At 71.7% G+C, this 24,487-nt stretch carries 20 protein-coding genes and 3 pseudogenes; 12 read left to right on the forward strand and 11 right to left on the reverse strand.

The window, feature by feature from the left end:
• Positions 1-21: 21 nt before the first annotated feature.
• On the reverse strand, positions 22-696 hold the full coding sequence (locus HUT19_RS21750; RefSeq protein WP_014061749.1) for a Crp/Fnr family transcriptional regulator: 675 nt from the start codon (positions 694-696) through the stop codon (positions 22-24).
• A gap of 225 nt (positions 697-921) precedes the next feature.
• On the opposite strand from HUT19_RS21750, the gene nth reads away from it, so the two are divergent.
• Genes nth through HUT19_RS21765 form a run of 3 tightly spaced genes read left to right on the forward strand, consistent with a single transcriptional unit; the run spans position 922 to position 3,752 of the window.
• Positions 922-1,860 (forward strand): endonuclease III, encoded by a 939-nt coding sequence (nth, locus tag HUT19_RS21755; protein WP_176182073.1) that lies wholly within the window; start codon positions 922-924, stop codon positions 1,858-1,860.
• Positions 1,857-2,540, forward strand: coding sequence for a CoA pyrophosphatase (locus HUT19_RS21760; RefSeq protein ID WP_176182074.1), 684 nt, complete (start codon positions 1,857-1,859; stop codon positions 2,538-2,540). The genes nth and HUT19_RS21760 overlap by 4 nt, the downstream gene beginning before the upstream one ends.
• Positions 2,541-2,552: 12 nt before the next feature.
• Complete coding sequence (locus HUT19_RS21765) at positions 2,553-3,752, forward strand: MarP family serine protease (protein ID WP_176182075.1); 1,200 nt, start codon at positions 2,553-2,555, stop codon at positions 3,750-3,752.
• A gap of 198 nt (positions 3,753-3,950) precedes the next feature.
• Here the strand turns inward: HUT19_RS21765 and HUT19_RS21770 are convergent, their stop codons facing one another.
• The 7 genes and pseudogenes from HUT19_RS21770 to HUT19_RS21795 all read right to left on the reverse strand — a co-directional run.
• Positions 3,951-4,157: a hypothetical protein gene (locus HUT19_RS21770; RefSeq protein WP_176182076.1), complete on the reverse strand. Its 207-nt coding sequence runs from the start codon at positions 4,155-4,157 to the stop codon at positions 3,951-3,953.
• Positions 4,111-4,314 (reverse strand): hypothetical protein, encoded by a 204-nt coding sequence (locus HUT19_RS43135; RefSeq protein WP_254885699.1) that lies wholly within the window; start codon positions 4,312-4,314, stop codon positions 4,111-4,113. The genes HUT19_RS21770 and HUT19_RS43135 overlap by 47 nt, the downstream gene beginning before the upstream one ends.
• Before the next feature lie 198 nt (positions 4,315-4,512).
• Positions 4,513-5,439, reverse strand: coding sequence for an alpha/beta fold hydrolase (locus HUT19_RS21775; protein ID WP_176182077.1), 927 nt, complete (start codon positions 5,437-5,439; stop codon positions 4,513-4,515).
• On the reverse strand, positions 5,436-5,927 hold the full coding sequence (locus tag HUT19_RS21780) for a phage holin family protein (RefSeq protein WP_176182078.1): 492 nt from the start codon (positions 5,925-5,927) through the stop codon (positions 5,436-5,438). The genes HUT19_RS21775 and HUT19_RS21780 overlap by 4 nt, the downstream gene beginning before the upstream one ends.
• Before the next feature lie 104 nt (positions 5,928-6,031).
• Entirely contained in the window at positions 6,032-7,423 is a 1,392-nt protein-coding gene (nhaA, locus tag HUT19_RS21785; protein WP_176182079.1) for a Na+/H+ antiporter NhaA, read from the reverse strand.
• A gap of 185 nt (positions 7,424-7,608) precedes the next feature.
• Positions 7,609-9,573 (reverse strand): acetate--CoA ligase, encoded by a 1,965-nt coding sequence (gene acs, locus HUT19_RS21790; protein WP_176182080.1) that lies wholly within the window; start codon positions 9,571-9,573, stop codon positions 7,609-7,611.
• A 118-nt stretch (positions 9,574-9,691) separates the two neighbouring features.
• A pseudogene (locus HUT19_RS21795) lies at positions 9,692-10,849 on the reverse strand (carbonic anhydrase); the annotation flags it as partial.
• Positions 10,850-11,439: 590 nt separating this feature from the next.
• On the opposite strand from HUT19_RS21795, the pseudogene HUT19_RS21800 reads away from it, so the two are divergent.
• Positions 11,440-12,699, forward strand: a pseudogene (locus HUT19_RS21800) (hypothetical protein); the annotation flags it as partial.
• Between the two features lie 505 nt (positions 12,700-13,204).
• Here the strand turns inward: HUT19_RS21800 and HUT19_RS21805 are convergent.
• Complete coding sequence (locus HUT19_RS21805; RefSeq protein ID WP_176182081.1) at positions 13,205-14,206, reverse strand: ATP-binding protein; 1,002 nt, start codon at positions 14,204-14,206, stop codon at positions 13,205-13,207.
• 102 nt (positions 14,207-14,308) lie between these two features.
• Between HUT19_RS21805 and HUT19_RS21810 the strand changes: the two genes are divergently transcribed.
• Positions 14,309-15,127 carry an oxidoreductase gene (locus HUT19_RS21810; RefSeq protein ID WP_176182082.1) on the forward strand — a complete coding sequence of 273 codons (819 nt, stop codon included), beginning with the start codon at positions 14,309-14,311 and terminating at the stop codon, positions 15,125-15,127.
• A gap of 343 nt (positions 15,128-15,470) precedes the next feature.
• Here HUT19_RS21810 and HUT19_RS21815 read toward each other — a convergent pair whose 3' ends face one another.
• Positions 15,471-16,307: an HAD family phosphatase gene (locus HUT19_RS21815; protein ID WP_176182083.1), complete on the reverse strand. Its 837-nt coding sequence runs from the start codon at positions 16,305-16,307 to the stop codon at positions 15,471-15,473.
• 457 nt (positions 16,308-16,764) lie between these two features.
• On the opposite strand from HUT19_RS21815, the gene ssd reads away from it, so the two are divergent.
• The 7 genes and pseudogenes from ssd to HUT19_RS21850 form a co-directional block, all read left to right on the forward strand.
• Complete coding sequence (gene ssd, locus HUT19_RS21820; protein WP_176182084.1) at positions 16,765-17,874, forward strand: septum site-determining protein Ssd; 1,110 nt, start codon at positions 16,765-16,767, stop codon at positions 17,872-17,874.
• Complete coding sequence (locus HUT19_RS21825; protein ID WP_176182085.1) at positions 17,871-19,037, forward strand: TadA family conjugal transfer-associated ATPase; 1,167 nt, start codon at positions 17,871-17,873, stop codon at positions 19,035-19,037. Before ssd ends, HUT19_RS21825 begins: the two co-directional genes overlap by 4 nt.
• Positions 19,034-19,978, forward strand: a complete 945-nt coding sequence (locus HUT19_RS21830; RefSeq protein WP_176182086.1) for a type II secretion system F family protein — start codon at positions 19,034-19,036, stop codon at positions 19,976-19,978. Before HUT19_RS21825 ends, HUT19_RS21830 begins: the two co-directional genes overlap by 4 nt.
• Positions 19,968-20,783 carry a type II secretion system F family protein gene (locus tag HUT19_RS21835; protein WP_176182087.1) on the forward strand — a complete coding sequence of 272 codons (816 nt, stop codon included), beginning with the start codon at positions 19,968-19,970 and terminating at the stop codon, positions 20,781-20,783. The genes HUT19_RS21830 and HUT19_RS21835 overlap by 11 nt, the downstream gene beginning before the upstream one ends.
• 139 nt (positions 20,784-20,922) lie before the next feature.
• The gene (locus HUT19_RS21840) at positions 20,923-21,120 is read left to right on the forward strand and encodes a DUF4244 domain-containing protein (protein WP_176182088.1); all 198 of its coding nucleotides are present in this window, start codon (positions 20,923-20,925) and stop codon (positions 21,118-21,120) included.
• 52 nt (positions 21,121-21,172) lie between these two features.
• Positions 21,173-21,580, forward strand: coding sequence for a TadE family type IV pilus minor pilin (locus HUT19_RS21845; RefSeq protein ID WP_176182089.1), 408 nt, complete (start codon positions 21,173-21,175; stop codon positions 21,578-21,580).
• Positions 21,577-21,903, forward strand: a pseudogene (locus tag HUT19_RS21850) (Rv3654c family TadE-like protein); the annotation flags it as partial. The gene HUT19_RS21845 and the pseudogene HUT19_RS21850, both read left to right, overlap by 4 nt.
• 84 nt (positions 21,904-21,987) lie before the next feature.
• On the opposite strand, the gene HUT19_RS21855 reads toward HUT19_RS21850, so the two are convergent.
• Positions 21,988-24,441 carry a DEAD/DEAH box helicase gene (locus HUT19_RS21855; protein ID WP_176182090.1) on the reverse strand — a complete coding sequence of 818 codons (2,454 nt, stop codon included), beginning with the start codon at positions 24,439-24,441 and terminating at the stop codon, positions 21,988-21,990.
• Positions 24,442-24,487 lie beyond the last annotated feature (46 nt).

Consider the following 24,487-nt stretch of genomic DNA (forward strand, 5'->3'; position numbering starts at 1 on the left):
CGCTACGAAAGAGCGCTTCGGTCAGCGGGAGCGCTTCGCCAGGCGCTCGACGTCGAGCAGGATCACGGCGCGTGCCTCCAGCCGCAGCCAGCCACGACCCGCGAAGTCGGCGAGCGCCTTGTTGACGGTCTCGCGGGAGGCGCCGACCAGCTGGGCCAGTTCCTCCTGGGTCAGGTCGTGGACGACGTGGATACCCTCCTCCGACTGCACGCCGAAGCGGCGCGAGAGGTCCAGCAGGGCGCGGGCGACGCGACCGGGGACATCGGAGAAGACCAGGTCGGACATCTGGTCGTTGGTCTTGCGCAGTCGGCGGGCCACGGCGCGCAGCAGCGCGGAGGCGACCTCGGGCCGGGCGTTCAGCCACGGCTGGAGGTCCCCGTGGCCGAGGCCGAGCAGCTTGACCTCGGTGAGGGCGGTGGCGGTGGCGGTGCGCGGGCCGGGGTCGAACAGCGACAGCTCGCCGATCAGCTCGCCGGGGCCGAGCACGGCCAGCATGTTCTCGCGGCCGTCGGGAGAGGTGCGGTGGAGCTTCACCTTGCCCTCGGTGACCACGTACAGGCGGTCGCCGGGGTCCCCTTCGTGGAAGAGCGCGTCACCCCGCGCGAGGGTGACCTCTCCCATGGAGGCGCGCAGCTCAGCGGCCTGCTCGTCATCGAGCGCCGCGAAGAGCGGGGCGCGCCGCAGAACGTCGTCCACGAGTCTCTCCTTGTCGACATGCACAGGGGACCGTCGTCCCCATGATGCCGGACGGTAAAACAGTGCGATCAATCACAAGTTTGACGCACCGGTCTTCCGGACCGAACGGCAGGGGTCCGATTGGGCGGCCTCTCCGCTCTGGCCGGGCCGGATGTCGGCGGCTGGGCTTAGGCTGGCCGGGTGTCCAATACGCCGGTGAGAGCACAGGGCAAGGGGGCCGGACGGGTGACCGCACCTCGTAATTCCGCTGTGGGCGAACAGCAGCCCGCGCAGGCGGCGAAAGCGGCGAAGCCGCGCAAACCCACCACCACGTCCGGGACCGCGTCCGAGAAGGCGCCCGCCAAGAAGACCTCCGCCAAACCGACCGCCGCCAGGCCGTCGTCCGGTGGCGCCAGGACCGAGTCCCGTACCGCCCTCGTCCGCCGGGCCCGGCGGATCAATCGCGAGCTGGCCGAGGTGTATCCGTACGCCCACCCGGAGCTGGACTTCGACAGCCCGTTCCAGCTCCTCGTCGCCACGGTCCTGTCCGCCCAGACCACCGATCTGCGGGTCAACCAGACCACCCCCGCGCTCTTCGCCGCCTATCCGACCCCCGAGGACATGGCGGCCGCCGACCCCGAGGTCCTGGAGCAGCTGATCCGGCCCACCGGCTTCTTCCGTGCCAAGGCCAAGTCGCTGCTGGGCCTGTCCGCAGCGCTGCGTGACAGCTTCGGCGGTGAGGTGCCGGGTCGGCTGGAGGACCTGGTGACCCTGCCTGGCGTCGGCCGCAAGACGGCCAATGTGGTGCTCGGCAATGCCTTCGGCGTACCGGGTCTGACCGTGGACACCCACTTCGGGCGGCTGGTACGGCGCTGGAAGTGGACCGACCAGGAGGATCCGGAGAAGGTCGAGGCGGAGATCGCCGCGCTCTTCCCGAAGAGCGAGTGGACGATGCTCTCGCACCGCATCATCTTCCACGGCCGCCGGGTCTGCCACGCCCGCAAGCCGGCCTGCGGCGCCTGCCCGATCGCCCCGCTCTGCCCGTCGTACGGGGAGGGCGAGACGGATCCGGACAAGGCGAAGAAGCTGCTGAAATACGAGATGGGCGGTCAGCCCGGCCAGCGGCTGCGTCCCCCGTCCGACTACCCGGGCCGTCCGGCGGCGCCGCTGGGAGCCGCCGAGTGACGAGCACATACGGCGGAGAGGTGCGGGTCAGCGCGCAGGGGCTGCCAGAGTGGCTGCTGCCCCTGGCCCGCGCGGCCGAGACGATCGAGCCGGCCCAGCTGAGCCGGTTTCTGCCGCCGCGGGCCGGAGGCCGCCCCTCCGCCGTACTGGTGCTCTTCGGGGAGGGGGCGCGCGGCCCCGAGCTGCTGCTGATGGAACGGTCCGGTTCGCTGCGCTCGCACGCCGGCCAGCCCTCGTTCCCCGGGGGCGCGCTCGATCCGGAGGACGGCAATCCGGATGGCGCGGGGCCGCTGCGCGCCGCGCTGCGCGAGGCCGAGGAGGAGACCGGGCTCGACCCCGCGGGGGTCCAGATCTTCAGCGTGCTGCCGCGGCTCTACATCCCGGTGAGCGGCTTCGTGGTCACACCGGTGCTGGGCTGGTGGCACCGGCCGAGCCCGGTCGGGCCGGTGGATCCGGCCGAGACGGCCCGGGTCTTCACCGTTCCCGTGGCCGATCTCACGGATCCGGCGAATCGGGCGACCACAGCGCATCCGAGCGGTCACACAGGGCCCGCGTTCCTGGTCGGAGGGGCTCTGGTGTGGGGTTTCACCGCCGGAGTGATCGATCGCATCCTGCATTTCGCGGGGTGGGAGCGGCCCTGGGACCGCGCCAAGCGCGTCCCACTCGACTGGCGTGCATGAGACGGTGTCTCGGTGAACGTGCTGGACTTCTTGCTGCTGCTCGCCGCCGTTTGGTTCGCGATCATCGGCTACCGCCAGGGCTTCGTCGTCGGTGTGCTGTCGGTGACGGGGTTCCTCGGTGGTGGTCTGGTCGCGGTCTATCTGCTGCCGGTCGTCTGGGACGGCACCACCGACAGAGCGTCCCCCGGCACGTTCGCAGCCGTCATGGCGGTCGCCCTGGTGATCGTCTGCGCCTCGGTCGGGCAGGCGGCCACCACCCACCTGGGGAACAAGCTGCGCCGGTACATCACCTGGTCACCGGCGCGCGCCCTGGACGCCACGGGCGGCGCCCTGGTGAACGTCCTGGCGATGCTGATGGTCGCCTGGCTGATCGGCTCCGCCGTCGCGGGTACCTCGCTGCCCACCCTCGGCAAGGAGGTCCGCAGCTCCAAGGTGCTGCTCGGGGTCTCCCGCGTCGTCCCGGACGAGGCGAACACCTGGTTCACCGACTTCTCCTCGGTGCTGGCCCAGGGCGGCTTCCCGCAGGTCTTCTCGCCCTTCGCCAATGAGCCGATCACCTCGGTGCCGCAGCCGGACCCCGCGCTCGCGCGGTCCCCGGTGGCCACCCGCGCCCAGCAGAGCATCGTGAAGGTGGTCGGCACCGCCCCCAGCTGCGGCAAGGTCCTGGAGGGCAGTGGCTTCGTCTACGCCCCGAACCGGGTGATGACCAACGCGCATGTCGTCGGCGGGGTCGACGAGCCGACCGTGCAGATAGGCGGCGAGGGCCGGCTCTACGACGCGAAGGTCGTGCTCTACGACTGGAAGCGCGACATCGCGGTCCTCGACGTTCCCACGCTGCGCGCACCGGCGCTCCAGTTCGCCCAGGAGGACGCGAACAGCGGCGATGACGCGATCGTCGCCGGTTTCCCGGAGAACGGCGCCTTCGATGTGCGCGCGGCCCGGGTGCGCGACCGCATCGACGCCAACGGCCCGGACATCTACCACCGGGGCACTGTCAACCGCGATGTGTACTCGCTGTACGCGACCGTGCGCCAGGGCAACTCCGGCGGCCCGCTGCTCACCCCGCAGGGCCGGGTGTACGGCGTGGTGTTCGCCAAGTCCCTCGACGACGCCGACACCGGGTACGCGCTGACGGCGGACGAGGTGGCCGGGGACGCCGCGGAGGGACGTACGGCCGAGCAGCCGGTGGACAGCCAGGGGTGCGCCCTCTAGTGCCGCGTCAGCCGAGGTTCGGCCCGTTCGCCGCCCTGGCACGCTCCCCCGGCTACCGCTGGGAGGTGCCCCCTCTCGCCGCGGTGGCCGAAAGCCCGAGGAGGCCCACTACGAGGGCCTCCGGCCGCCTTGCGATCGCACGCACCAGGACGCCTCGCCACCGGGCACACCTTGGCTGACGCGGCACTAGGAAGCCGGTCAGGGGCGCGCCCTCCAGCGGGCGCCCCCGAGCCCCGGGCCCTGCGGGGGCGCGGTGGCGATGAGGGTGCCCGTGCTGCCGGACATGCCGGAGCTGCCGTCGGCGACGGTGGCGGTACTGGTGGTGGCGATGCCGAAGGTGGTGGCGGTGCCGGAGGTGCTAGCGGCTGCGTGGATGGCGCAGCCGCGCCGATACCCAGCGGGCACGGCGGCGGATGATGCGAGGAATCCCGATATCGGGGTCATGGCCTTGGGTAGGCCCGGAGCCGCCCCGCTCGGAAACGCTCAGCGCGGCATTGGCAGCAGCGGCGGCTTCGGGGCCGCGGCCGCTTGGTGCGTCACGGTAGTCGTGCGTCCAGCCCATACGCCGGAGTCTGCCCCTGGCCCAAGGTCCGTAATCGCCAGCGGCTGCGGCAATTGGCCTATGCGCCAGGCAATTGGCTGTTCGTAAGACACCTGTTCGCACGGCGGCCACGGGGTGGTCGCTATCCGCACACCGGACCGCACTCAGCGGTGCTCAGCGGGGGTCGTTGGACCACCACGGCGATGCTCAAGGGAAAGCTCAGCGGTCCGGTTCCGGGTCCTTCAGCCAGTTGATCAGCTCGGTGGAGAAGGCCGTCGGGTCCTCCTCATGGGGGAAGTGACCGAGCCCGTCGAAGAGCCGCCAGCGGTAGGGCGCCTCCACGTACTCGCCGGAGCCCGCCGCGCTGCGGGTGCGCATCACCGGGTCGAGTGATCCGTGCAGATGCAGCGTCGGCACGCGCACCGGGCGCTTCATCCGCCGGTTGAACTGGATACCGTCCGGCCGCGCCAGCGAGCGCACCATCCAGCGGTACGGCTCGATCGAGCAGTGCGCGGTGGACGGGATGGACATCGCCCGCCGGTAGATCTCCACCGCCTCGTCCTCGGGCAGCCGGGGGCCGGACCAGTCCCGGATCAGCCGCCCCACGGCCGCCGCGTCGTCCGCGGCAAGCCGACGCTCGGGCAGCCAGGGCCGCTGGAAGCCCCAGATGTGGGAGCCGGCGGCGCTCTGCCGGACATCGGCGAGCATGGCCGAACGCCAGCGGCGCGGATGCGGCATCGAGGCCACCGCCAGCCGCCGGACCAGCTTCGGCCGCATCACCGCGGCCGTCCACGCCAGATATCCGCCCAGGTCATGGCCGACGAGCGCGGCGTCCGGCTCACCGAGGGAGCGCACCACCCCGGTGATGTCGAGCGCGAGGTTGGCCGGGTCGTAGCCACGGGGCGTACGGTCGCTGCCGCCCACTCCGCGCAGATCCATCGCGACCGCGCGGTAGCCGGCGTCGGCGAGCGCCGTCAGCTGGTGCCGCCAGGTCCACCAGAACTGCGGAAAGCCGTGGAGCAGCATCACCAGCGGGCCGTCGCCGAGCTCGGCGATGTGGAAGCGCGCGCCGTTGGCCGCGACGTCCCGGTGGGTCCAGGGGCCGTCGAGCCGTACGACCGATGCGTAGGTATCAGGGACGGTCATGCCGACGAGCGTGTCACATCCCGGGCGGAGCGTCCGCCGTTGCTCGACGCACGAGGATGCGGCTTGACGCTCCCCAGGACCGCGGCCGTCTCCTTGGACGAGGCGATGGACCGCTTGGGCGGCTTGACCTTCTTGAACTTCACCATCGCCAGCAGGCCCAGGATTCCGGCGATCAGCCAGTAGATACCACCCACGATCAGGAAGCACCAGGCGAGGCCGAGACCGGTCCAGGAGCGCATACCGTAGGCGAGGGCGAAGCTGAGCACCGGCAGCGAGAACAGCAGCAGCACCCCGGCCGCCATACCGGCACTGCTGCCGACCGCGGCGCGCTTGGCACCCACCCGGAGCTCGGCCTTGGCCAGCGCGATTTCGTCGTGCACCAGCGCGGACAGTTCGGTGGTCGCCGTGGCCACCAGCCGGCCGAGGCTGCGGTTGCCGTCGTCGTCCTGGCCGAGTCCGCGGTTGCCGCTGTCATCGGCTGCGCTCATCGCCATCTCCCTCTGCTCTTGTGCGTCTTCCGCTCCTGCGTGTGCCGCGTTGTGCGCGCCTGCTGCCTCTGCTGCGCGGTTCCGCGGGTGACAAGCCTCTCAGATCATGCCGGACCATCGTCGTCGGAGTCCCCAGCGGCAGCCACTTCGGCAAGCCGCCGGTGCTCGGCGGCCTTCGCCTCGTGGATCGCGGCCATCCGAAGGTGGTATTCCGGGCTGTCGAGTGCATAGACGTCGGGGATGCCGTCCATGTCGTCGTCCCGGTCCTCCTCCTGACACAGCCGCCAGTACTTGTTGTTGCGCAGCTTGAGGAGGATGCCCGCGACCAGCGCGGCGCACAGCGAGCCGATGAGCACCGCCGCCTTGATCTCCTCGGTGAGCACCGGGTCGTCGGAGAAGGCGAGTTCGCCGATGAGGAGGGATACGGTGAAGCCGATTCCGGCGAGCGCGGCGACCGCGAGCACATCCGCCCAGGCCAGGTCCTCGTTGAGCTCGGCCTTGGTGAAGCGGGCGGCCAGCCAGGAACCGCCGAGGACACCGACGGTCTTGCCCACGAGCAGCCCGAGGACGACGCCGAGCGTCTCGGGGCGGGTGAAGACGTCCGTGACCGCGTTGCTGGACAGGGGCACACCGGCGGCGAAGAGGGCGAACAGCGGCACGGCCAGTCCGGCCGACAACGGGCGCACCCGGTGCTCGACGCGCTCGGCCGGGGAGTGCTCCTCGCCCTCGCGCACGGTGCAGCGCAGCATCAGGCCCATCGCGACGCCCGCCACGGTGGCGTGCACCCCGCTGGCATGCATCAGGGCCCAGATCACCACGGCGAGCGGTACGTAGAGGTAGCTGCCGCGCACGCCCTTGCGGTGCAGCAGCCAGAAGACCGCGAGTCCGGCGAAGGACAGCACGAGGGGGAGGAGGTGGATCTCCCTGGTGAAGAAGATCGCGATGATCAGGATGGCGCCGAGGTCGTCGACGACCGCGAGGGTGAGCAGGAACGCCCGCAGGGCGGCGGGCAGCGCGGTGCCGATGACGGCGAGAACGGCCAGCGCGAAGGCGATGTCGGTGGCGGTCGGCACCGCCCAGCCCTGGGAACTGCCGCCTCCGGTCGCGCAGACGGCGACATAGACGAGCGCGGGTACAGCCATACCGCAGACGGCGGCGATCACGGGCAGCGCCGCGGCCTTGGGGTCGCGCAGCTCTCCGGCGACCAGCTCGCGCTTGAGCTCGATCCCGGCCACGAAGAAGAAGACGGTCAGCAGGCCGTCGGTGGCCCAGGAGGCGACCGACAGATGCAGATGCAGCGCCTCGGGGCCGAAGGAGAAGTCCCTGACGTCACTGTAGAAGCCGCTGAGCGGGGTGTTCGCGAGGATCAGCGCGGCGATCGCGGCGACGAGCAGAATGACGCCGCCGACGGTCTCGGTGCGCAGCGCGTCAGTGACGAACGTCCGCTCGGGCAGCGACGGGCGTCCAAGGAAGGTGCGGCGGGACGGCGCGGCCACGTGGGGGCCTCCTGGGGTCGGGGGAACGGATACACAGGTCCTGTGTGCCGACCAGACTTCCCGGCGCGCCTCATCATCTTGTCGCGTTCCTGACGCGACTGATCTCAACTCTAACCCGGATATGTGAGGGGCGCCCCCGCCGGGCGGGGGCGCCCCTCAACCGTGGCCTCGGGTGTTGCGGGCGTTCAGTCCTCGCTGGGCGCGGACGGCAGCTTGCTCTGGATCAGCTCCATGACGGAGGAGTCGGTGAGAGTGGTGACATCGCCCAGGGCGCGGTTCTCGGCGACATCGCGCAGCAGACGGCGCATGATCTTGCCGGAGCGGGTCTTGGGCAGCTCGGCCACCGGCAGGATCCGCTTGGGCTTGGCGATCGGGCCGAGCTGCTTGGCGACATGCGCCCGCAACTCCTCGACCAGGCCCTCCTCCTCGGCCGCGCCACCGCGCAGGATGACAAAGGCGCAGATGGCCTGGGTGGTCTGCGGGTCGGTCGCCCCGACCACCGCGGCCTCGGCCACCTTGGGGTGCGAGACGAGCGCCGACTCGACCTCGGTGGTGGAGATGTTGTGGCCGGACACCAGCATCACGTCGTCGACCCGGCCGAGCAGCCAGATGTCGCCGTCGTCGTCCCTCTTGGCGCCGTCGCCCGCGAAGTAGCGGCTCTCGAAGCGGGACCAGTAGGTGTCCAGGTAGCGCTGGTCGTCGCCCCAGATCGTACGGAGCATGGACGGCCACGGCTCGGTGAGCACCAGATAGCCGCCGGCGCCTTTGGGCACCTCGTTCGCCTCGTCGTCGACGACGGTGGCGGCGATGCCCGGGAGCGGGACCTGCGCCGAGCCGGGCTTGGTGGCGGTGACGCCCGGCAGCGGCGTGATCATGATGCCGCCGGTCTCGGTCTGCCACCAGGTGTCGACCACGGGCGTCCGGTCCGCGCCGATGTTCTTGCGGTACCAGATCCATGCCTCGGGGTTGATCGGCTCGCCGACCGACCCGAGGATCCGCAGCGACGACAGATCGAACTTGGCCGGGATGTCGTCACCCCACTTCATGCAGGCGCGGATCGCGGTCGGGGCGGTGTACAGGATGGTGACCCCGTACTTCTGGACGATCTCCCACCAGCGGCCCTGGTGCGGAGTGTCCGGGGTGCCCTCGTAGAGCACCTCCGTGGCGCCGTTCGAGAGCGGGCCGTAGACGATGTACGAGTGACCGGTGACCCAGCCGACGTCCGCGGTGCACCAGAAGACGTCCGACTCCGGCTTGAGGTCGAAGACGGCGTGGTGGGTGTAGGAGACCTGGGTGAGATAGCCGCCGGTGGTGTGCAGGATGCCCTTCGGCTTACCGGTCGTGCCCGAGGTGTAGAGGATGAACAGCGGGTGCTCGGCGTCGAACGCCTCGGGCGTGTGCTGCTCCGGCTGGCGGTCGACGATCTCGTGCCACCACACATCGCGGCCCTCGCTCCAGGCCACGTCCTCCTGGCCGGTGCGCCGGACCACCAGCACGCTGCGCACGTTTTCCGTGCCGGGGCGGGTCAGGGCCTCGTCGACGGCGGGCTTGAGCGCGGACGGTTTGCCGCGGCGGTAGCCGCCGTCGGCGGTGATGATGACGCGGGCGTCGGCGTCCTGGATGCGGGTGGCGAGAGCGTCGGCCGAGAAGCCGCCGAAGACCACGGAGTGCGGGGCGCCGATACGGGCGCACGCCAGCATCGCGACCACGGTCTCCGGAATCATCGGCATGTAGATGGCGACCCGGTCGCCCGCCTGGACCCCCAACTCGGTGAGGGCGTGCGCCGCTTGGGAGACCTCGCGCTGCAGGTCGGCGTAGGTCAGGGAGCGGGTGTCGCCGGGCTCCCCCTCGAAGTGGAGCGCGACGCGGTCGCCCAGACCGTTCTCGACATGACGGTCGACGCAGTTGTACGCGACATTGATCTTGCCGTCGGCGAACCACTTCGCGAACGGCGGATTGGACCAGTCGAGTGTCTCGTTCGGCTCGGTCGCCCAGGTCAGCCGACGGGCCTGCTCGGCCCAGAAGCCCAGGCGGTCCGCCTTTGCCCGCTCATACGCCTCAGCAGTGACATTGGCGCCGGCGGCCAGCTCGGCGGGCGGCGCGAAGCGACGCTCCTCCCGAAGAAGGTTGGCCAGGCTTTCGTTGCTCACGACATCTCCCATTCCCAGGGTGTCCGTTGTGTCCCAGGCCATAGCTCATCAGCCCGCGGCACACCCTGACAAGGGCTGTTGACGAAAATTGGTTTAGACCTATAGTGCGCGTTGTTGATCACCCCACTCCCAGGGTCTCCGGGACGGCATCGATGTGGGGCCCGTCCGTGTTCGCACGCACACAGGTGGTGGGCATCGGCGCACCGTCGCCCGGCCGGACGGCCAGGAACCGGCCCGAACCGGCGTCCAGGACATACGCCTGGGCCTCTGCCACATGGAAGTACATCCCGTGCAGGGTCAGCTCGCCCTCGGCCGCCCGCCGGGCGACACAGGGATGCGCCCGGAGATGGTCGAGCTGCTGCACCACATTGATCAGCGCCAGCCGCTCCACATCGTCGGCCACCGGCCGATCGGACAGAGCGACTTCGCCGCGGCCCAGCCGCCCGATCCGCTCCAACCGGGCCAGCCCGGGACGGCCATGCCGCAGCCAGCGCACCAGCGGAGTCTGCCCATCGGCACCCTCGACCTGGGCCCCGGCCCGGGGCGGGGCTGAGCGTTCGGTCGAGGCCGAGCTGTCGGGCAGGGCTGCGCCTTCGGGCAGGGCTGCGCCTTCGGGCAGGGCTGCGCCTTCGGGTGGGCCAGTCGGCTGGGGCGCATTGGTGGGCTGGGGTGGACCACTGTGCTGAGGCACGTCGGCCGCTCCGGGCGGTTCGGCGGCCTCGGGTGGGGCAGTGGCTCCGGGAGGGCCGGTGACTTCGGGCGGGTCCGTGGCCTCCGGCGCGTCCGGCACCGGCGACGGCCGGTCCGGGACCGACGAGCCGAGCAGGGCCTGCATCGCCCCGCATCCGGAGTGACCGCACACCGTGATGCTGCCGACCTTCAGTACCTCCACCGCGTACTCGATCGCCGCGCCCACCGAGTCGCAGGAATCATCGGTGCCCGGTGGCGGCACCAGATTGCCCACATTGCGCACGGTGAACAGATCGCCGGGTCCACTGGAAGTGATCATGCTGGTCACCAGGCGCGAGTCCGCGCAGGTGAGGAAGAGCTGCCCGGGCCGCTGCCCCTCTCGCGCCAACCGGGCCAGCTCCTCGCGCACCAGCGGTGCGGTGTTGCGCTGAAACGCGCTCACCCCGCCGAGCAGTTGGCCGCCGCTGTGTCTGCCGCCAGGCCCCTCCGTCGAGCCGGTGTGGGTGCACCGGTGGTGGCGCCACGGCGTCCATGGTCGGCAGCCCTGGGCGCCGGACGGCTCCGCGGTCGGCCGCCCCACCCGGCCATCCCGGCTGGTCCGGTCATTCCGGCCGATCTGTCCATCATGGCTGGCCCATCCGTCACAGGCGGTCGCGTCGTGGGCGGTCGCGTCGTGGACGGTGGCCCCGCCGCCGCGTACCCGGCGCAGTGGCACCTCGGAGAGCAGCACGGCGACGCCCCCGGCGACGGCGGCGGCCATCAGCCCGGCCTCGAGCGGGGCTCCGGCGACCAGTGCGATACCCAGGGAGAGAGGGGCGGCGATCAGGAAGACAGCGATCGAGGCGGAGAGAGCCGTGCGGCGTCGAGCCCCCTCGAACCGGTTCAAGACTTTCACCATTCCCGTCCTCTCCAGGGCTTCGCGGTCGCGGATACAACGCGGTCGCGGCAGGCGGCCTGCCCCGCCGCCGACTCCCAAGCGTTGGTAAATGAATGGTAATTCTGAGTAAAGTCCGCGGGAGGTATTTCGAGGCGAACTGTGATGATATTCCATCTATCAGGTGAATAGTCATTTGAAATGCCTTGTCATGCTCTGTCTTCTCCTCGGTCCGTGCGAGGTTGGCTCCCATCCGGCCGGAGCTCCCGAGGCAAGGGAGACAAGAGGGACGAGGTGGCGGTATGAGGGTCAGGAGAAACGTCACTGCATGGCTCGCCGTCATGGCGGCGCTGGCGGCGCTGGCCAACTGCTCGCGAGACTCCGGTGACGGGCACAACGCCGCCGGCAGCGGAGGTTCGCACGACAGGGAACGTCCGCAGAAGGGTCCCGCCGTACCGAAGAACCCGAACCACGCCGGGAAGGCGTTCCGGCTGCTCGGCGACGGCTCGACCGCCTACACCGGCCCGCAGCCCCATCAGTTCAGGACCGACACGCTCGAACCCGGCAAGAAGCCACCGCAGTTCGTCGTGTTCTCGTGGGACGGCGCCGGCCAGGACGAGCAGAAGCTGTTCTCCCACTTCCGCGAGGTCGGCAAGCAGTACGGCGCGACGATGACGTACTTCCTCAGCGGCGTCTACATGCTGCCCACCGAAAGGCGGGACCTCTACGATCCGCCGAGGCATCCGCGCGGCACCTCGGCCATCGGCTTCAACGACGTCAAGGGCGTCCGGGACACCGTGGAACAGCTCCGAGGCGCCTGGCTCGACGGCAATGAGATCGGCACCCACTTCAACGGCCACTTCTGCGGTTCCGGCGACGGCGTCGGCAGCTGGACGCCGAGCGAGTGGATGAGCGAGATTCGGCAGGCCGAGTCGTTCGTGAAGAACTGGAAGACCAACACCGGCCTTGAGGACGAGGAACCGCTGCCCTTCGACTACGGCAAGGAGCTCGTCGGCGGCCGTGCCCCGTGCCTGGAGGGGCAGAAGAACCTCCTGCGAGCGGCGAAGAAGATGGGCTGGCGCTACGACGCGAGCTCCGTCGGCGGTCTCCAGGTATGGCCTCGCAAGATCGACGGCATCTGGGACTTCCCGCTCCAGCAGATCCCGGTGCCGGGCCGCTCGTTCGAGACCCTCTCGATGGACTACAACTTCCTGGCCAATCAGTCGGGTTCATCGACCAACGGGAAGAAGTCGAAGCGCGCCGCATGGGGCCGCCAGATGCGCGACGGCCTGCTCGCCGCCTTCGACCGGGCGTACGAGGGCAACCGCGCACCGCTCTTCGTCGGCAACCACTTCGAGTCCTGGAACGGCGGAACCTATATGCGCGCCGTCGAGGAGGTCATCAAGGAGGTCTGCCCGCGCAAGGGCGTCTACTGCGTGTCGTTCAAACAACTGGCCGACTGGCTGGACGCGCAGAACCCCCTTGTCCTCGAGAAACTGCGGTCGGTGGACGTCGGACAGCGACCGGAGGGCGGCTGGAAGCGCTACCTCGCCGCCGAGCCGACCTTCCCGCGCTCCGCCGCCCCGGCCGAACGGGAGCGGGACGGCGATCACGGACGGGACGGCGATCACGGGCAGAAGGGCAATCACGGACGGAAGGGCGGTCACGACCAGGAGGACGAGCCCAGGCGGCAGGACGAGCCCGGGCGGGAGGACGGCTCGCGTCGGGAGGACGGCTCGCGTCGGGAAAACGGCCCTCGCAAGGAGGACCATCCCGGCCGGGAGAACGGCTACGGGCGCGAACGGGAGGACGCGGAGCGGGAGTACGGCTCCGGACGCGAGCTCGACGCGGACCGGGAGCGGTCCGGCCGGGAGGACGACTCCGAGCGGAGCATTGTCCCCGACCGGGAGCGGATGTCCGGGCGCGATGAGGAACCCGAGCGCTACCGGGAGTCCGGCCGGAACGAAGAGCCGGAAGGCTACCGGGAGTCCGAGCGCTACGGGGGTTCCCGTAGCGACCAGGACTCGGGCGACGGCGGAGACCGGACGTCAGAAGAGGACGAATCGGCTAGGCGGGAGCGGGACTAGTCGCCGCCGCGCCCCTCGCGAACTCATCCAGCGCGAAGGCGGGGTCCACCTGGGCGGCCAGGTCGGCCCCCGTCTTCGCGTTGCCCCAACTCTGCGCGTTCTTCAGGTGGAAGTGGACCATCTGGCGGGTGTAGCGCTGCCAGTCGCGTCGCTCGTAGGAGGCGTCCACCGCCGTGTGCAGGGCCCGCAGAGCCTCGCGGTTCGGCTCCTCCAGCTCCTCGAACCGGGGCGGGCGGCCCTTCTCCATCGCCCGGACCCAGTCGGAGTGGCCGAGGGTGACCAGCAGGTCATCGCCCACCTCCGCGCGCAGGAAGTCGAGGTCGTCGGGGCCTTGGACCTTGTTGCCCACCACGCGCAGCGCCACGTCGAAGTCGCGGGCGTACTCCTTGTACTGGCGGTAGACGGCGATCCCCTTACGGGTGGGCTCGGCGACCAGGAATGTCATGTCGAAGCGGGTGAAGAGCCCGGAGGCGAACGAGTCGCTGCCCGCCGTCATGTCGACGACGACGAACTCCCCCCGTCCGTCGACGAGATGGTTGAGACACAGCTCGACCGCGCCCACCTTGGAGTGGTAGCAGGCGACACCGAGGTCGGACTCGGTGAAGGGGCCGGTCGCCATCAGCCGCACCTCGCCGTCGCCGAGCCGGACGGTCCGGGCACATGCCTCGTAGACGGGGTTGTCCTCACCGATCCGCAGCAGCCGTGATCCCTCACCCGGCGGTGTCGTCTTGATCATGGTGTCGGCGGATGCGATCCGGGGGTTCTCACCGCGCAAGTAGTCCTTGATCAGCGGAAGATGGGCGCCCATGGCGGGCAGCGCGGCGGCCTCCGTCTCGTCGAGGCCGAGCGCCGTCCCCAGGTGCTGGTTGATGTCGGCGTCAACGGCGACGACGGGGGCGCGGGTGGCGGCGAGATGGCGGATGAACAGCGACGACAGCGTTGTCTTCCCGCTGCCACCCTTGCCTACGAAAGCGATCTTCATGTTCACCTAGCGTAGGTGAGTGATCCTTCTCGATGAGGGATTTACGTGAAGAAGACCACTCCAACGAGGGGCGCCCGGGAGCGGGTGCGTAGGGTCGTACTCATGAGTACGACAGATCCGCTCGCCGCCCTGGCCGCCCTGCCCGGTGTGGCCGAGTCCGTGGACGCCGTACGTACGGCTGTGGACCGGGTCTACGGCCATCGTGTGATGCGCCGCCGCAGCAATGAGGTCACCTCCGAGGCCGCACTGCGCGGAGCGCGTGGCTCCGCCGCGCTGGCAGGAGCCGACTGGGCGCTGGAAGAGGTGCGCCGCCGCACCGACTTCGGGGCCGCGGGTGAACCGCATCTGGTGGGCGCTGCGCTGCGGCTGACCGCCGAGGCGGGACAGCTGCTGAGCGTGTGGCGTCAGTCGCCGCTGCGGGTGCTGGCCCGGCTGCATCTGGTCGCGGCCGGGGGGACCGGGGTGGACGACGCCGTGGGGCGGCCCCGCCAGGCGGGCGAGCGGGTGGACGAGGCGCTGATCGGTCCGGAGCCGCCGGGCGCGGACGAGGTGGCGGGGCGGCTCGACGGACTGGCGCGGCTGCTGCTCGCGGGGACCGAGGCCCCCGCGCTGGTGACGGCGGCCGTGGTGCACGGCGAACTGCTCGCACTGCGGCCCTTTGTCTCCTGCAACGGCCTGGTGGCGCGTGCGGCCGAGCGGATCGTGCTGGTCGGCAGCGGGCTGGACCCGAAGTCGATCTGTCCCGCGGAGGTGGGGCACGCCGAGCAGGGGGCCGCGAGGTATGTGGCGGCGCTGGAGGGCTATGTGTCCGGGACACCGGAGGGGATGGCGGCCTGGATCGCGCACTGCGGGCGGGCGGTTGAGCTCGGGGTGCGGGAGAGCACGGCGGTGTGCGAGGCCTTGCAGCGCGGGGCGGCCTGATTCCCGGACGCGGTCCGAAGGGCCTGGGGCGGGCCGGAGTTGGGTCCGGACACAGAGTTGCGGCGGCACCACGGGGGTACCGCCGCTGGCACGTCCGTCGGGTTACCATGCGTGCACAGATATTCGCCCATCAGGCCGGGATCTTTGCCCGTTACCTGGTGCGGCTGGCCCGTAATCGACGGGTCGGCGTCGCGTGGGTGCCCGACATTCGTGCTCGGTCCGTGGGGCCTTGGTGCGTCTGGGGGTTTCCTCCCGGATCCCCTGGTCTCGCGGGCCGTCAAGTCCTTTCTACTCCTGCGAGTGGCCAAGTGGAACCCCCCACCGCAGATCTTTGCTATTGCCCTCAAATCCGGGCATACAGCGCGCGGCGTCGGTTGGCGTACCAGACCAGACCCGCGGTGGCGGCGGCCGCGCCCACCGCGGCGGCCACGGCCAGCACCGGACGCGGCGGCATGGAGAGCGAGGGGAGTCGCTGCTTCAGGCGGACCGGCCGGTTGAAGGAGAGCACCGGCCAGCCGCGGGTGGCCGCCTCGCGGCGCAGGGCACGGTCCGGGTTCACCGCGTGGGGGTGGCCGACCGACTCCAGCATCGGCAGATCGGTGGCCGAATCGCTGTAGGCGTAGCAGCGCGAGAGGTCGTATCCCTCGGACTCGGCGAGCTCGGCGATCGCCTCCGCCTTGGTGGGGCCGTAGGCGTAGTACTCCACCTCGCCGGTGAACACCCCGTCCTCGACGACCATGCGGGTGGCCACCACGCGATCCGCTCCGAGCAGCTCGCCGATCGGCTCCACGACTTCGGCCCCCGAGGTGCTGACGATCACCACATCGCGTCCGGCGGTGTGATGTGCCTCGATGAGCGAGGCGGCCTCGTCGTAGATGATGGGGTCGATCAGATCGTGCAGGGTCTCCGCGACGATCTCCTTCACCTGCTGGACATTCCATCCGCGGCACAGCGCCGAGAGGTACTCGCGCATCCGCTCCATCTGCTCGTGATCGGCGCCGCCGGCGAGGAAGACGAACTGCGCATAGGCGGTGCGCAGTACGCCGCGGCGGTTGATCAGGCCACCCTGGTAGAAGGACTTGCTGAAGGTGAGTGTGCTTGACTTCGCAATGACCGTCTTGTCCAGGTCAAAGAAGGCGGCTGTCCGAGGCAAGGAGTGGTTTTCCACGACGCTGAGCATAGGGCCCACCATTCGGCGTAAGCTGAGGCGCGTGGGTTTGCCTGAGAAGGCTCTCGGGTACACCATGGAAGTCACGGATCGTTCGCGACCGTGCTAACCCGGCCCGACTCCTCCCCCCCCCGAGTCGGCCGTGGGGACGACCCCCGCTCTCCCCCCCGGCGGGGGTCGTCGCATGTCCGGACGCTTTTTCGGTGGTCTCACCGGATCGTGGCCCCCTTCCGCGGGTCCTGGCTGCTCTTCCTCCCCACCAGCCTGAACGGTGACCGTACGTAATCGCTAGGCTGCTCTCCGGAAGTCACTGGTTTAGGTGACTGGGATATTCACAACTGATGAGTTCTCCACAGTTTTGGACCAAGATCCCCAAGATTTTCTGGATCGCCGCATCGTGATTCTCCGAGTAGTTCGCGCTCGCCGTTAGCGGGAGTGAGAGCGCGTAACGATTTATGGGGAGGGGATCATGGCTGCATCCATCACACCGGAACGACCGGCGGCGGCCGAAGAACAGCGGAGCGGACCGCTGATCGTCACCGAGGACGAGGAACTTCTCGACGATCTGCTGCGGTTGTGCGCGGCGGCCGGAGCCGAGCCGGAAGTGGCGCATGGGACGCCCACGCGCAGAGGCAGTTGGGAGGGCGCGCCGCTGGTCCTCGTCGGCGACGACTCCGCCGCCCGGCTGTGCGGCCGCGCCCGCCGGGAAGGGGTTCTGCTCATCGGGCGCGACCTCGACGACCACGGCATCTGGCGGAGGGCCGTCGATCTCGGCGCGGACCACGTCGCGTTTCTGCCCGATGCCGAGACATGGCTGGTGGACCGGATCGCCGATGTCGCCGAGGGAGTGGGGCGGCAGGCCCTGACCGTCGGGGTCATCGGCGGGCGCGGTGGCGCGGGTGCCTCCACCCTCGCCTGCGCCCTGGCCGTCACCGCCGCGCGCGCCGGCCGGCGCACCATGCTCATCGACGGCGATCCGCTGGGCGGCGGTCTCGATGTGCTGCTCGGCGGTGAGGCCGCGGACGGGCTGCGATGGCCCGCCTTCGCCGAATCGAGGGGCCGGGTCGCCGGAAGCGCGCTGGAGGAGTCGCTGCCCGAGCTGCATTCCCTGCGGGTGCTCAGCTGGGACCGCGGGGACGCGGTTGTCATTCCCGACTCCGCGATGCGCGCCGTGCTGGCCGCGGCCCGGCGGCGGGGCGGAGTTGTGGTGGTGGACCTGCCCCGCAGGATCGACGACGCCACGGCCGAGGCCCTGGCCCAGATCGATCTCGGGCTGCTGGTCGTCCCCGCGGAGCTGCGCGCCGTGGCCGCCGCCCACCGGGTGGCGTCCACGGTGGGGATGGTGCTGCGCGATCTGCGCGCGGTGGTGCGGGGGCCGTGTGGACCCGAGCTCGACGACGAGGAGATCGCGGGCTTGCTCGGGCTGCCGCTTGCCGGCCAACTGCCGCCGGAGCCGGACCTGTCGGCCGCCCTGGACAGCGGGGAGCCCCCGGGGAGCAGTGCGCGCGGACCGCTCAGCCGGTTCTGCACCGAGTTCTGGGCGCGCGCCCTGGCCGGTGAAGGGGGTGTGCCCGTATGAGCGCCGCACCGGCAGAGCTGTTGGACGCGGTACGGCTGCGGCTCGCCGAAAGCGGAGCCGAGCCCACGCCCGCCCGGGTGGCGGCGGCCCTCCGGGAGGAGGGACGGCTGCTCGGCGACACCGAAGTGCTCGGGGTGGTCGCGGCCCTGCGATCCGAACTGGTCGGCACCGGCCCCCTGGAGCCGCTGCTCGCCGCGCCCGATGTCACGGACGTCCTGGTCACCGCCCCCGACGAGGTGTGGGTGGACCGGGGTTCGGGGCTGGAGCGCACCGCCGTGACCTTCGCCGACGCGGCCGCCGTGCGCAGGCTCGCCCAGCGGCTCGCCGCGGTGGCCGGGCGGCGGCTGGACGACGCCCGGCCATGGGTGGACGCCCGGCTGCCCGACGGGACGCGGCTGCACGCCGTGCTTCCGCCGGTGGCCGTCGGCTCCACCTGTCTGTCACTGCGGGTGGTGCGCCCGCGGGCGTTCTCCCTCGATGAGCTGGTGGCGGCCCGGACGGTGCCGCCTGGCGGTGCGGATCTGCTGCGGGCGATGCTGGACGCCCGGCTGTCGTTCCTGGTCAGCGGCGGTACCGGCTCGGGTAAGACCACTTTGCTCACCACCCTGCTGGGGCTGGTCGCACCGGATGAGCGGATCGTTCTCGCCGAGGATTCGGCCGAGCTGAGGCCCGACCATCCGCATGTGGTCCGGCTGGAGACCCGCCCCGCCAACCAGGAGGGCCGCGGCCAGGTCACCCTGCGGGATCTGGTGCGCCAGGCCCTGCGGATGCGTCCGGACCGGCTGGTGGTCGGGGAGGTGAGGGGCCCCGAGGTGACCGATCTCCTCGGCGCGCTGAACACGGGCCACGAAGGCGGTTGCGGCACCGTCCACGCCAATACCGCCGGGGACGTTCCGGCCCGGCTGGAGGCGCTCGGCTCGACCGCGGGCCTCGACCGCGCCGCCCTCCACAGCCAGCTGGCCGCCGCCCTGTCGGTCGTGGTCCATCTGGTGCGGGACCGCGGCGGGCGGCGCAGGATCGCCGAGCTGCATGTGCTCGACCGGGACCGGGCGGGCTACGTCACCACCGTTCCCGCGGCCCTGTGGGGCCCGCACGGCTTCGAACGGGCCGAGGGCTGGCAGCGGCTCCGGAGCCTCTGCGAACGGGCCGGAGGTGCCGTATGACGGGCGCGGGAGCGGATCGCGGAGCGATGGCGCTGTGCGCCGCGGTGCTATGCGCGGGAGCGGCCGTGTGGCTGGTCGCCAAGCGGGACCGGGAGCTGCGCCGCGCCAGGCTGCTGTTCGCGGGCGGCGGCCCCGTCGCATCGGCGGCATCCACCGCACCGGGCGCACCGGACCCGGTACGGAGGCTGACGGAGGCGGCCGCCGGGGTGCGGGAGCGATGGCGCGTCCGGTACGGCGGGCGGATGGGCCGTGAGCTGTTCTGCCTCCCGGCCGGGGTCGTGGTCGCCCTGTTGGGCGCGTCGGTCCTGCCGCTGCTCCTCGCGGTGGTGGCCGTGCCGGTCGTGGGCCGGTGGCTGCGGCGCCGGGAGCGCGGGCGGGTCCGCGAGCTGCGCGCCGCCGGGGTCATCGAGCTGTGTTCGGCGGTGGCGGGGGAGCTGCGCGCCGGGCGGCAGCCGGGCGAAGCACTGCTCGCCGTGTCCGCGAAAGACCTCGGGGAGCGGTGGGGGCTGGTGGCGGCCGCCGCCCGGTTCGGTGGTGATGTGCCCGAAGCGCTGCGCAGAGCGGCCCGGACGCCGGGAGCCGAGGGGCTGACCGGGGTGGCCGCCTGCTGGCAGGTGGCGGTCGACGAGGGCGCGGGGCTCGCGGCCGGGCTCGACCGGGTGGCCGTGGCGCTCCGCGCCGAGCGCGACCAGCGGGACGATCTGCGCGCCAAGCTGGCGGGGCCCAGGGCCACCGCGATGGCCCTGGCCGGGCTCCCCCTCGTCGGACTGGTCCTGGGCAGCGCGCTGGGTGCCGACCCCTTGCATGTACTGCTGCACACTCCGGCCGGTCTCGGCTGTCTGGTGCTGGGCGGGCTGCTGGAGTGGGCCGGACTGTTCTGGACCGGTCGGCTGGTGCGGTCGGCGCTCGTCTCCTCCGGGGCCGTGGCCGATGAGCGCTGACGTTGCCCACAGGCTGGGGATCGTGCTGCCCGCCGCGGCGGCCGTCCTGTGCACGGTCATGGCCGCGCTCGAGTTCCGCCGGGAGAGGGCCGTCCGGCGTCGGCTGGCGGCTCTGCTGCCGGGCGTCGAGGGCGGACCGCCGAAGCGGCCCCGCCCGTGGCGGCGATGGCGCACCGCGGCCGGTGAAGGCGCGGCCCTGGCCCGGACGGCCTCCCTCGGCGCGCTGCTGGCCGGTCCGGTCGTGGTCGAGGGTCCGGCGGGGTGGGTGCTGGGGTTCGCCGCCGCCTATGGCGTCCGGCGCTGGCAGCGGCGCCGCCAGGCCCTCGGTGGCCCATCCGGCCGTGACCGCCGCATCGAGGCCGCCGCGGCACGGCAGATTCCCCTGGCGGCCGATCTGCTGACCGCCTGCCTGGCGGCCGGCGCGGGGCCGCGCAGGGCGGCGGAGGCGGTGGGCGCGTCGTTGGGCGGCCCCGTCGGTGAGCGGCTGGCCCGCACCGCGGCGGAGCTCCGGCTGGGAGGTGAACCGGCCGATGTCTGGGGGCGGATGGGTGCTCTGTCCGGAGCGCGAGGACTGGCCCGCGCCTTGGAGCGCGCTGGGACGACCGGCGCACCGGCGGTGGAGCCGGTCTCCCGGGTGGCCGCCGAATGCCGCGCCCAACAGACCCGGGAGGCGGTGAAACGGGCCGACCGCACCGCTGTGCGGGCCACCGCTCCCCTCACGGTGTGCTTCCTGCCCGCGTATCTGCTGGTCGGCCTGGCTCCGGTGATGGTCGGCCTGGCCGGCGGGCTGATGGGCCGCGGTTGAGCACGGTCCCGGATTCGCCGTGGAGCACCGGGAGGCGAACAACGGGCGAGATGAGCCGACGGCGATCACAAGCACGACCCGACGACCGCAGACGACGGTCACAACAACAATCACGGAAACGATCACAAGGGGGACGGACATGGTGAAGCAGTGGTGGACACGGCGGTATGTGGCGATGTTCGCCAGGGCCGAGGCGGGTATGACGACCGCCGAGTACGCGATGGGGACGATCGCTGCATGCGCCTTCGCCGCGGTGCTCTACAAGGTGGTGACGAGTGGAGGCGTCAGCGGTGCGCTCGAGTCGGTGATCGGGCAGGCGCTCGATGCGCGGTTCTGAGGGGCCGCGGCCGAAGGCGGCCGGTCGGAGGGGCCCGCGCACCGGAAGCGGCGTGCGGGGCACCTCCGGGCCGCCCCGCACGGGGCGGGACGGCGGCTATGTCACCGCGGAGGCCGCCATCGCCCTGCCGGTACTGGCGCTGTTCTCGCTGATGCTGATCTGGGGCCTGATGGCCGCGGCGGCCCAGTTGCAGTGCGTTGACGCGGCACGGGCCGGGGCGAGGGCGGCGGCGCGCTCGGAGCCGAAGGCGGCCGCAGTGGCCGCCGCCCGGTCGGCCGCACCGCACGGAGCCCGGATCGAGTGGTGGCGGGAGGGCGATCTGGTGCGGGTGCGGGTCGAGGCCCGCTCGGCCGGTCCCGGCCCGCTCGCGGTGGGCCTGCGCGGCGAGGCGGTGGCCCTCGCCGAGGACGCCGTCGGTACCTCGCCGGGGGCGGCCGGGGCACGCGGGGCGCTGCCGTGAGGAGGACGGAGGACCGCGGGTCGGCGACGGTCTGGGCCGTGGTGGCCGCCACGGCCGTATGCGCGGTGTTCGCGGCCGTGCTGGCCGCCGGGCAGGCCATGGTGGCCCGCCACCGTGCGGGCGCCGCCGCCGACTTGGCCGCCCTCGCGGCCGCCGATCACGGACTGGAGGGGACAGGCGCGGCGTGCCGCCTCGCCCGGCGGGTCGCCTCCGCCCAGGGAGCCCAAGTGGTGCGGTGCGCCCTGACCGGTGAGATCGCCGATCTCACGGCCGAGGTGCGCACCGGGCCGTTCACCCTCCGGGCCAGGGCACGGGCCGGGCCCGTGACCGCGCCCGTCACCGAGGGCGCCGAGCGGCGGCCGGACCCGATCCCCGCGATGCGGTCGCGGACCGGGGCGCGGAGCGCGTCATCCGGCGGCGGTCTGCTCAGGGGCTCCGGTGAGCAGGGTCGTCAGCAGGCGGATCGCGGCCCTCTTGTCGAGCGGGTCATTGCCGTTGCCGCACTTGGGGGACTGGATGCAGGACGGGCACCCCGCCTCGCACTCACAGGCGGCGATCGCCTCGCGGGTGGCGGTCAGCCAGCGGGCGGCCGTGTGGAAGGCGCGCTCGGCGAAGCCCGCCCCGCCGGGGTGTCCGTCGTAGACGAAAACCGTCGGCAGCAGGGTGTCGGGGTGGAGCGGCACCGAGACCCCGCCGATGTCCCAGCGGTCGCAGGTCGCGAAGAGCGGCAGGATGCCGATGGAGGCGTGCTCCGCGGCGTGCAGGGCACCGCCGAGCGCCTGGGGGTGCACCCGTGCGTCCTCGAGCTGGTCCTCGGTGACCGTCCACCACACGGCGCGGGTGCGCAGCGTGCGCGGCGGGAGATCGAGCTTGGACTCCCCGAGTACTTCACCGGTGATCAGCTTGCGGCGCAGGAAGGAGACGACCTGGTTGGTGACCTCCACCGAGCCGAAGCACAGCCGGGCGTCCCCCCACGGGATCTCGGTGGTGGTCTCCAGGATGGAGATGGCCGTGGTGTCGCGGGCGGTGGTGGAGTACGGCGGGCTGGCCTCCTCCACCAGGGCGACCGACTCGTCGAGGTCGAGCTGCTTCACCAGATAGCTCCGGCCCTGGTGGAGGTGGACTGCACCCTCGTGAACCGTGCTGTGGGCGGCCGAGGCGTCCACGGTGCCCAGCAGCCGCCCGGTCGCCGCCTCCACGACCTGGACCGGGCTGCCGCCCTCCCCGCGGATGTCGGTGAGGTCCGCGGCGCGCTCACGGCGGGTCCAGTGCCAGGCGGTCGCCCGGCGGCGGAGCAGCTTGCGCTGCTCCAGCTGCGGCACCAGTTCCTCGGTGGCGGGGCCGAACAGCTCCAGATCAGCCGGAGTGAGCGGCAGCTCGGCGGCGGCCGCGCACAGATGCGGTGCCAGGACGTAGGGGTTGTCCGGGTCGAGCACGGTGGACTCGACCGGCCGGCGGAACAGCGCCTCCGGGTGGTGGACGAGATAGGTGTCCAGCGGATCGTCCCGGGCCACGAGGATCGCGAGGGCTCCTTGTCCGCTGCGTCCGGCCCGCCCCGCCTGCTGCCACAGGGACGCGCGGGTGCCGGGGTAGCCCGCCAGGACAACGGCGTCCAGACCCGCAACGTCCATGCCGAGCTCGAGGGCGGTGGTGGCGGCGAGCCCCAGGAGTTCACCGGAGTGCAGGGCGCGCTCCAGGGCCCGGCGTTCCTCGGGGAGATAGCCGCCCCGATACGCGGCCACCCGGTCCGGCAGCGAGCGGTCCACCTCTCCCAGCCGCTCCTGGGCGATCAGCGCGATCAGCTCGGCGCCCCGCCGGGAGCGCACGAAAGCGACCGTGCGGACGCCCTGGACGGCCAGATCGGTGAGCAGATCCGCGGTCTCGGCGGTGGCCGTGCGGCGGACCGGGGCTCCCTGCTCGCCGTGCAGCTCGGTCAGAGGCGGCTCCCAGAGGGCGAAGACGACCTCGCCGCGGGGCGAGGAGTCCTCGGTGATCTCCAGGACCGGCAGACCGGTCAGCCTGGTCGCCGCCACGGCGGGGTCGGCGGCCGTGGCCGAGGCGAGCAGGAAGACGGGCGAGGAGCCGTAGCGGGCACAGACACGCCGGAGCCGGCGCAGCACTTGGGCGACATGGGAGCCGAAGACACCCCGGTAGGTGTGGCACTCGTCGATGACCACGTAGCGCAGCGCGCGCAGGAAGGAGGACCACCGGGGGTGGCCCGGCAGGATGCCCCGGTGCAGCATGTCGGGGTTGGTGAGGACGTAGTTCGCGTACTGGCGCACCCATTCGCGTTCCTCGACCGGCGTGTCGCCGTCGTAGACCGCGGCGCGGACGGCGGTCCCCAGCGGGGCGGTGAGATCGGCCACCGCACGGCGCTGATCGGCGGCCAGCGCCTTGGTGGGCGAGAGATACAGGGCGGTCGCGCCCCGCCCGCTCGGCTCCTCGGAGCCGTCCAGCAGAGTGCTGAGGACGGGGGCGAGATAGGCCAGGGATTTGCCGGAGGCGGTTCCGGTGGCGACCACCACCGATTCCCCGCGCAGCGCGTGCTCGGCCGTACGCGCCTGGTGAGCCCACGGACGGTCGATTCCGGCGGCCCGGATGGCCTCGATCACTTCCGGCCGGATCGGCGAGGGCCAGTCGGCATGGCTCCCGAGACGCGGGGGCAAGTGCTCCGTATGAGTGATGCGCGCGCCTCGGCCTGCCCCTGTGCCGAGCCGACCGAGGACAGCCCGAGGTGAGGGGCGTATGCTCGCCTGCCGCGGGAGTTGGTTGTGGGCCATCGACATCGAGTGTGTCACTGGTCTGACGGACAATGGGCTCAAGGCGTCGTGCACGCCTGCTGGTAAGTGATTGAATGCCATCGCGGCTGCCGATCCATGGGGGGCGACCGCTCGATGCAAGGTGCTG

This window comes from Streptomyces sp. NA02950 (genome assembly GCF_013364155.1).
Classification (GTDB): domain Bacteria; phylum Actinomycetota; class Actinomycetes; order Streptomycetales; family Streptomycetaceae; genus Streptomyces.

What these genes read in the sequence shown, in the direction of transcription:
- HUT19_RS21830 (WP_176182086.1), top strand. Translation starts at nt 19,034, where the DNA reads ATGACGGGCGCGGGAGCGGATCGCGGAGCGATGGCGCTGTGCGCCGCG.
- HUT19_RS21810 (WP_176182082.1), top strand. Translation starts at nt 14,309, where the DNA reads ATGAGTACGACAGATCCGCTCGCCGCCCTGGCCGCCCTGCCCGGTGTG.
- HUT19_RS21825 (WP_176182085.1), top strand. Translation starts at nt 17,871, where the DNA reads ATGAGCGCCGCACCGGCAGAGCTGTTGGACGCGGTACGGCTGCGGCTC.
- HUT19_RS21835 (WP_176182087.1), top strand. Translation starts at nt 19,968, where the DNA reads ATGAGCGCTGACGTTGCCCACAGGCTGGGGATCGTGCTGCCCGCCGCG.
- HUT19_RS21815 (WP_176182083.1), bottom strand. Translation starts at nt 16,307, where the DNA reads ATGCTCAGCGTCGTGGAAAACCACTCCTTGCCTCGGACAGCCGCCTTC.
- HUT19_RS21855 (WP_176182090.1), bottom strand. Translation starts at nt 24,441, where the DNA reads ATGGCATTCAATCACTTACCAGCAGGCGTGCACGACGCCTTGAGCCCA.
- HUT19_RS43135 (WP_254885699.1), bottom strand. Translation starts at nt 4,314, where the DNA reads ATGGGCTGGACGCACGACTACCGTGACGCACCAAGCGGCCGCGGCCCC.
- HUT19_RS21775 (WP_176182077.1), bottom strand. Translation starts at nt 5,439, where the DNA reads ATGACCGTCCCTGATACCTACGCATCGGTCGTACGGCTCGACGGCCCC.
- HUT19_RS21780 (WP_176182078.1), bottom strand. Translation starts at nt 5,927, where the DNA reads ATGAGCGCAGCCGATGACAGCGGCAACCGCGGACTCGGCCAGGACGAC.
- ssd (WP_176182084.1), top strand. Translation starts at nt 16,765, where the DNA reads ATGGCTGCATCCATCACACCGGAACGACCGGCGGCGGCCGAAGAACAG.
- HUT19_RS21840 (WP_176182088.1), top strand. Translation starts at nt 20,923, where the DNA reads ATGGTGAAGCAGTGGTGGACACGGCGGTATGTGGCGATGTTCGCCAGG.
- HUT19_RS21805 (WP_176182081.1), bottom strand. Translation starts at nt 14,206, where the DNA reads ATGAAGATCGCTTTCGTAGGCAAGGGTGGCAGCGGGAAGACAACGCTG.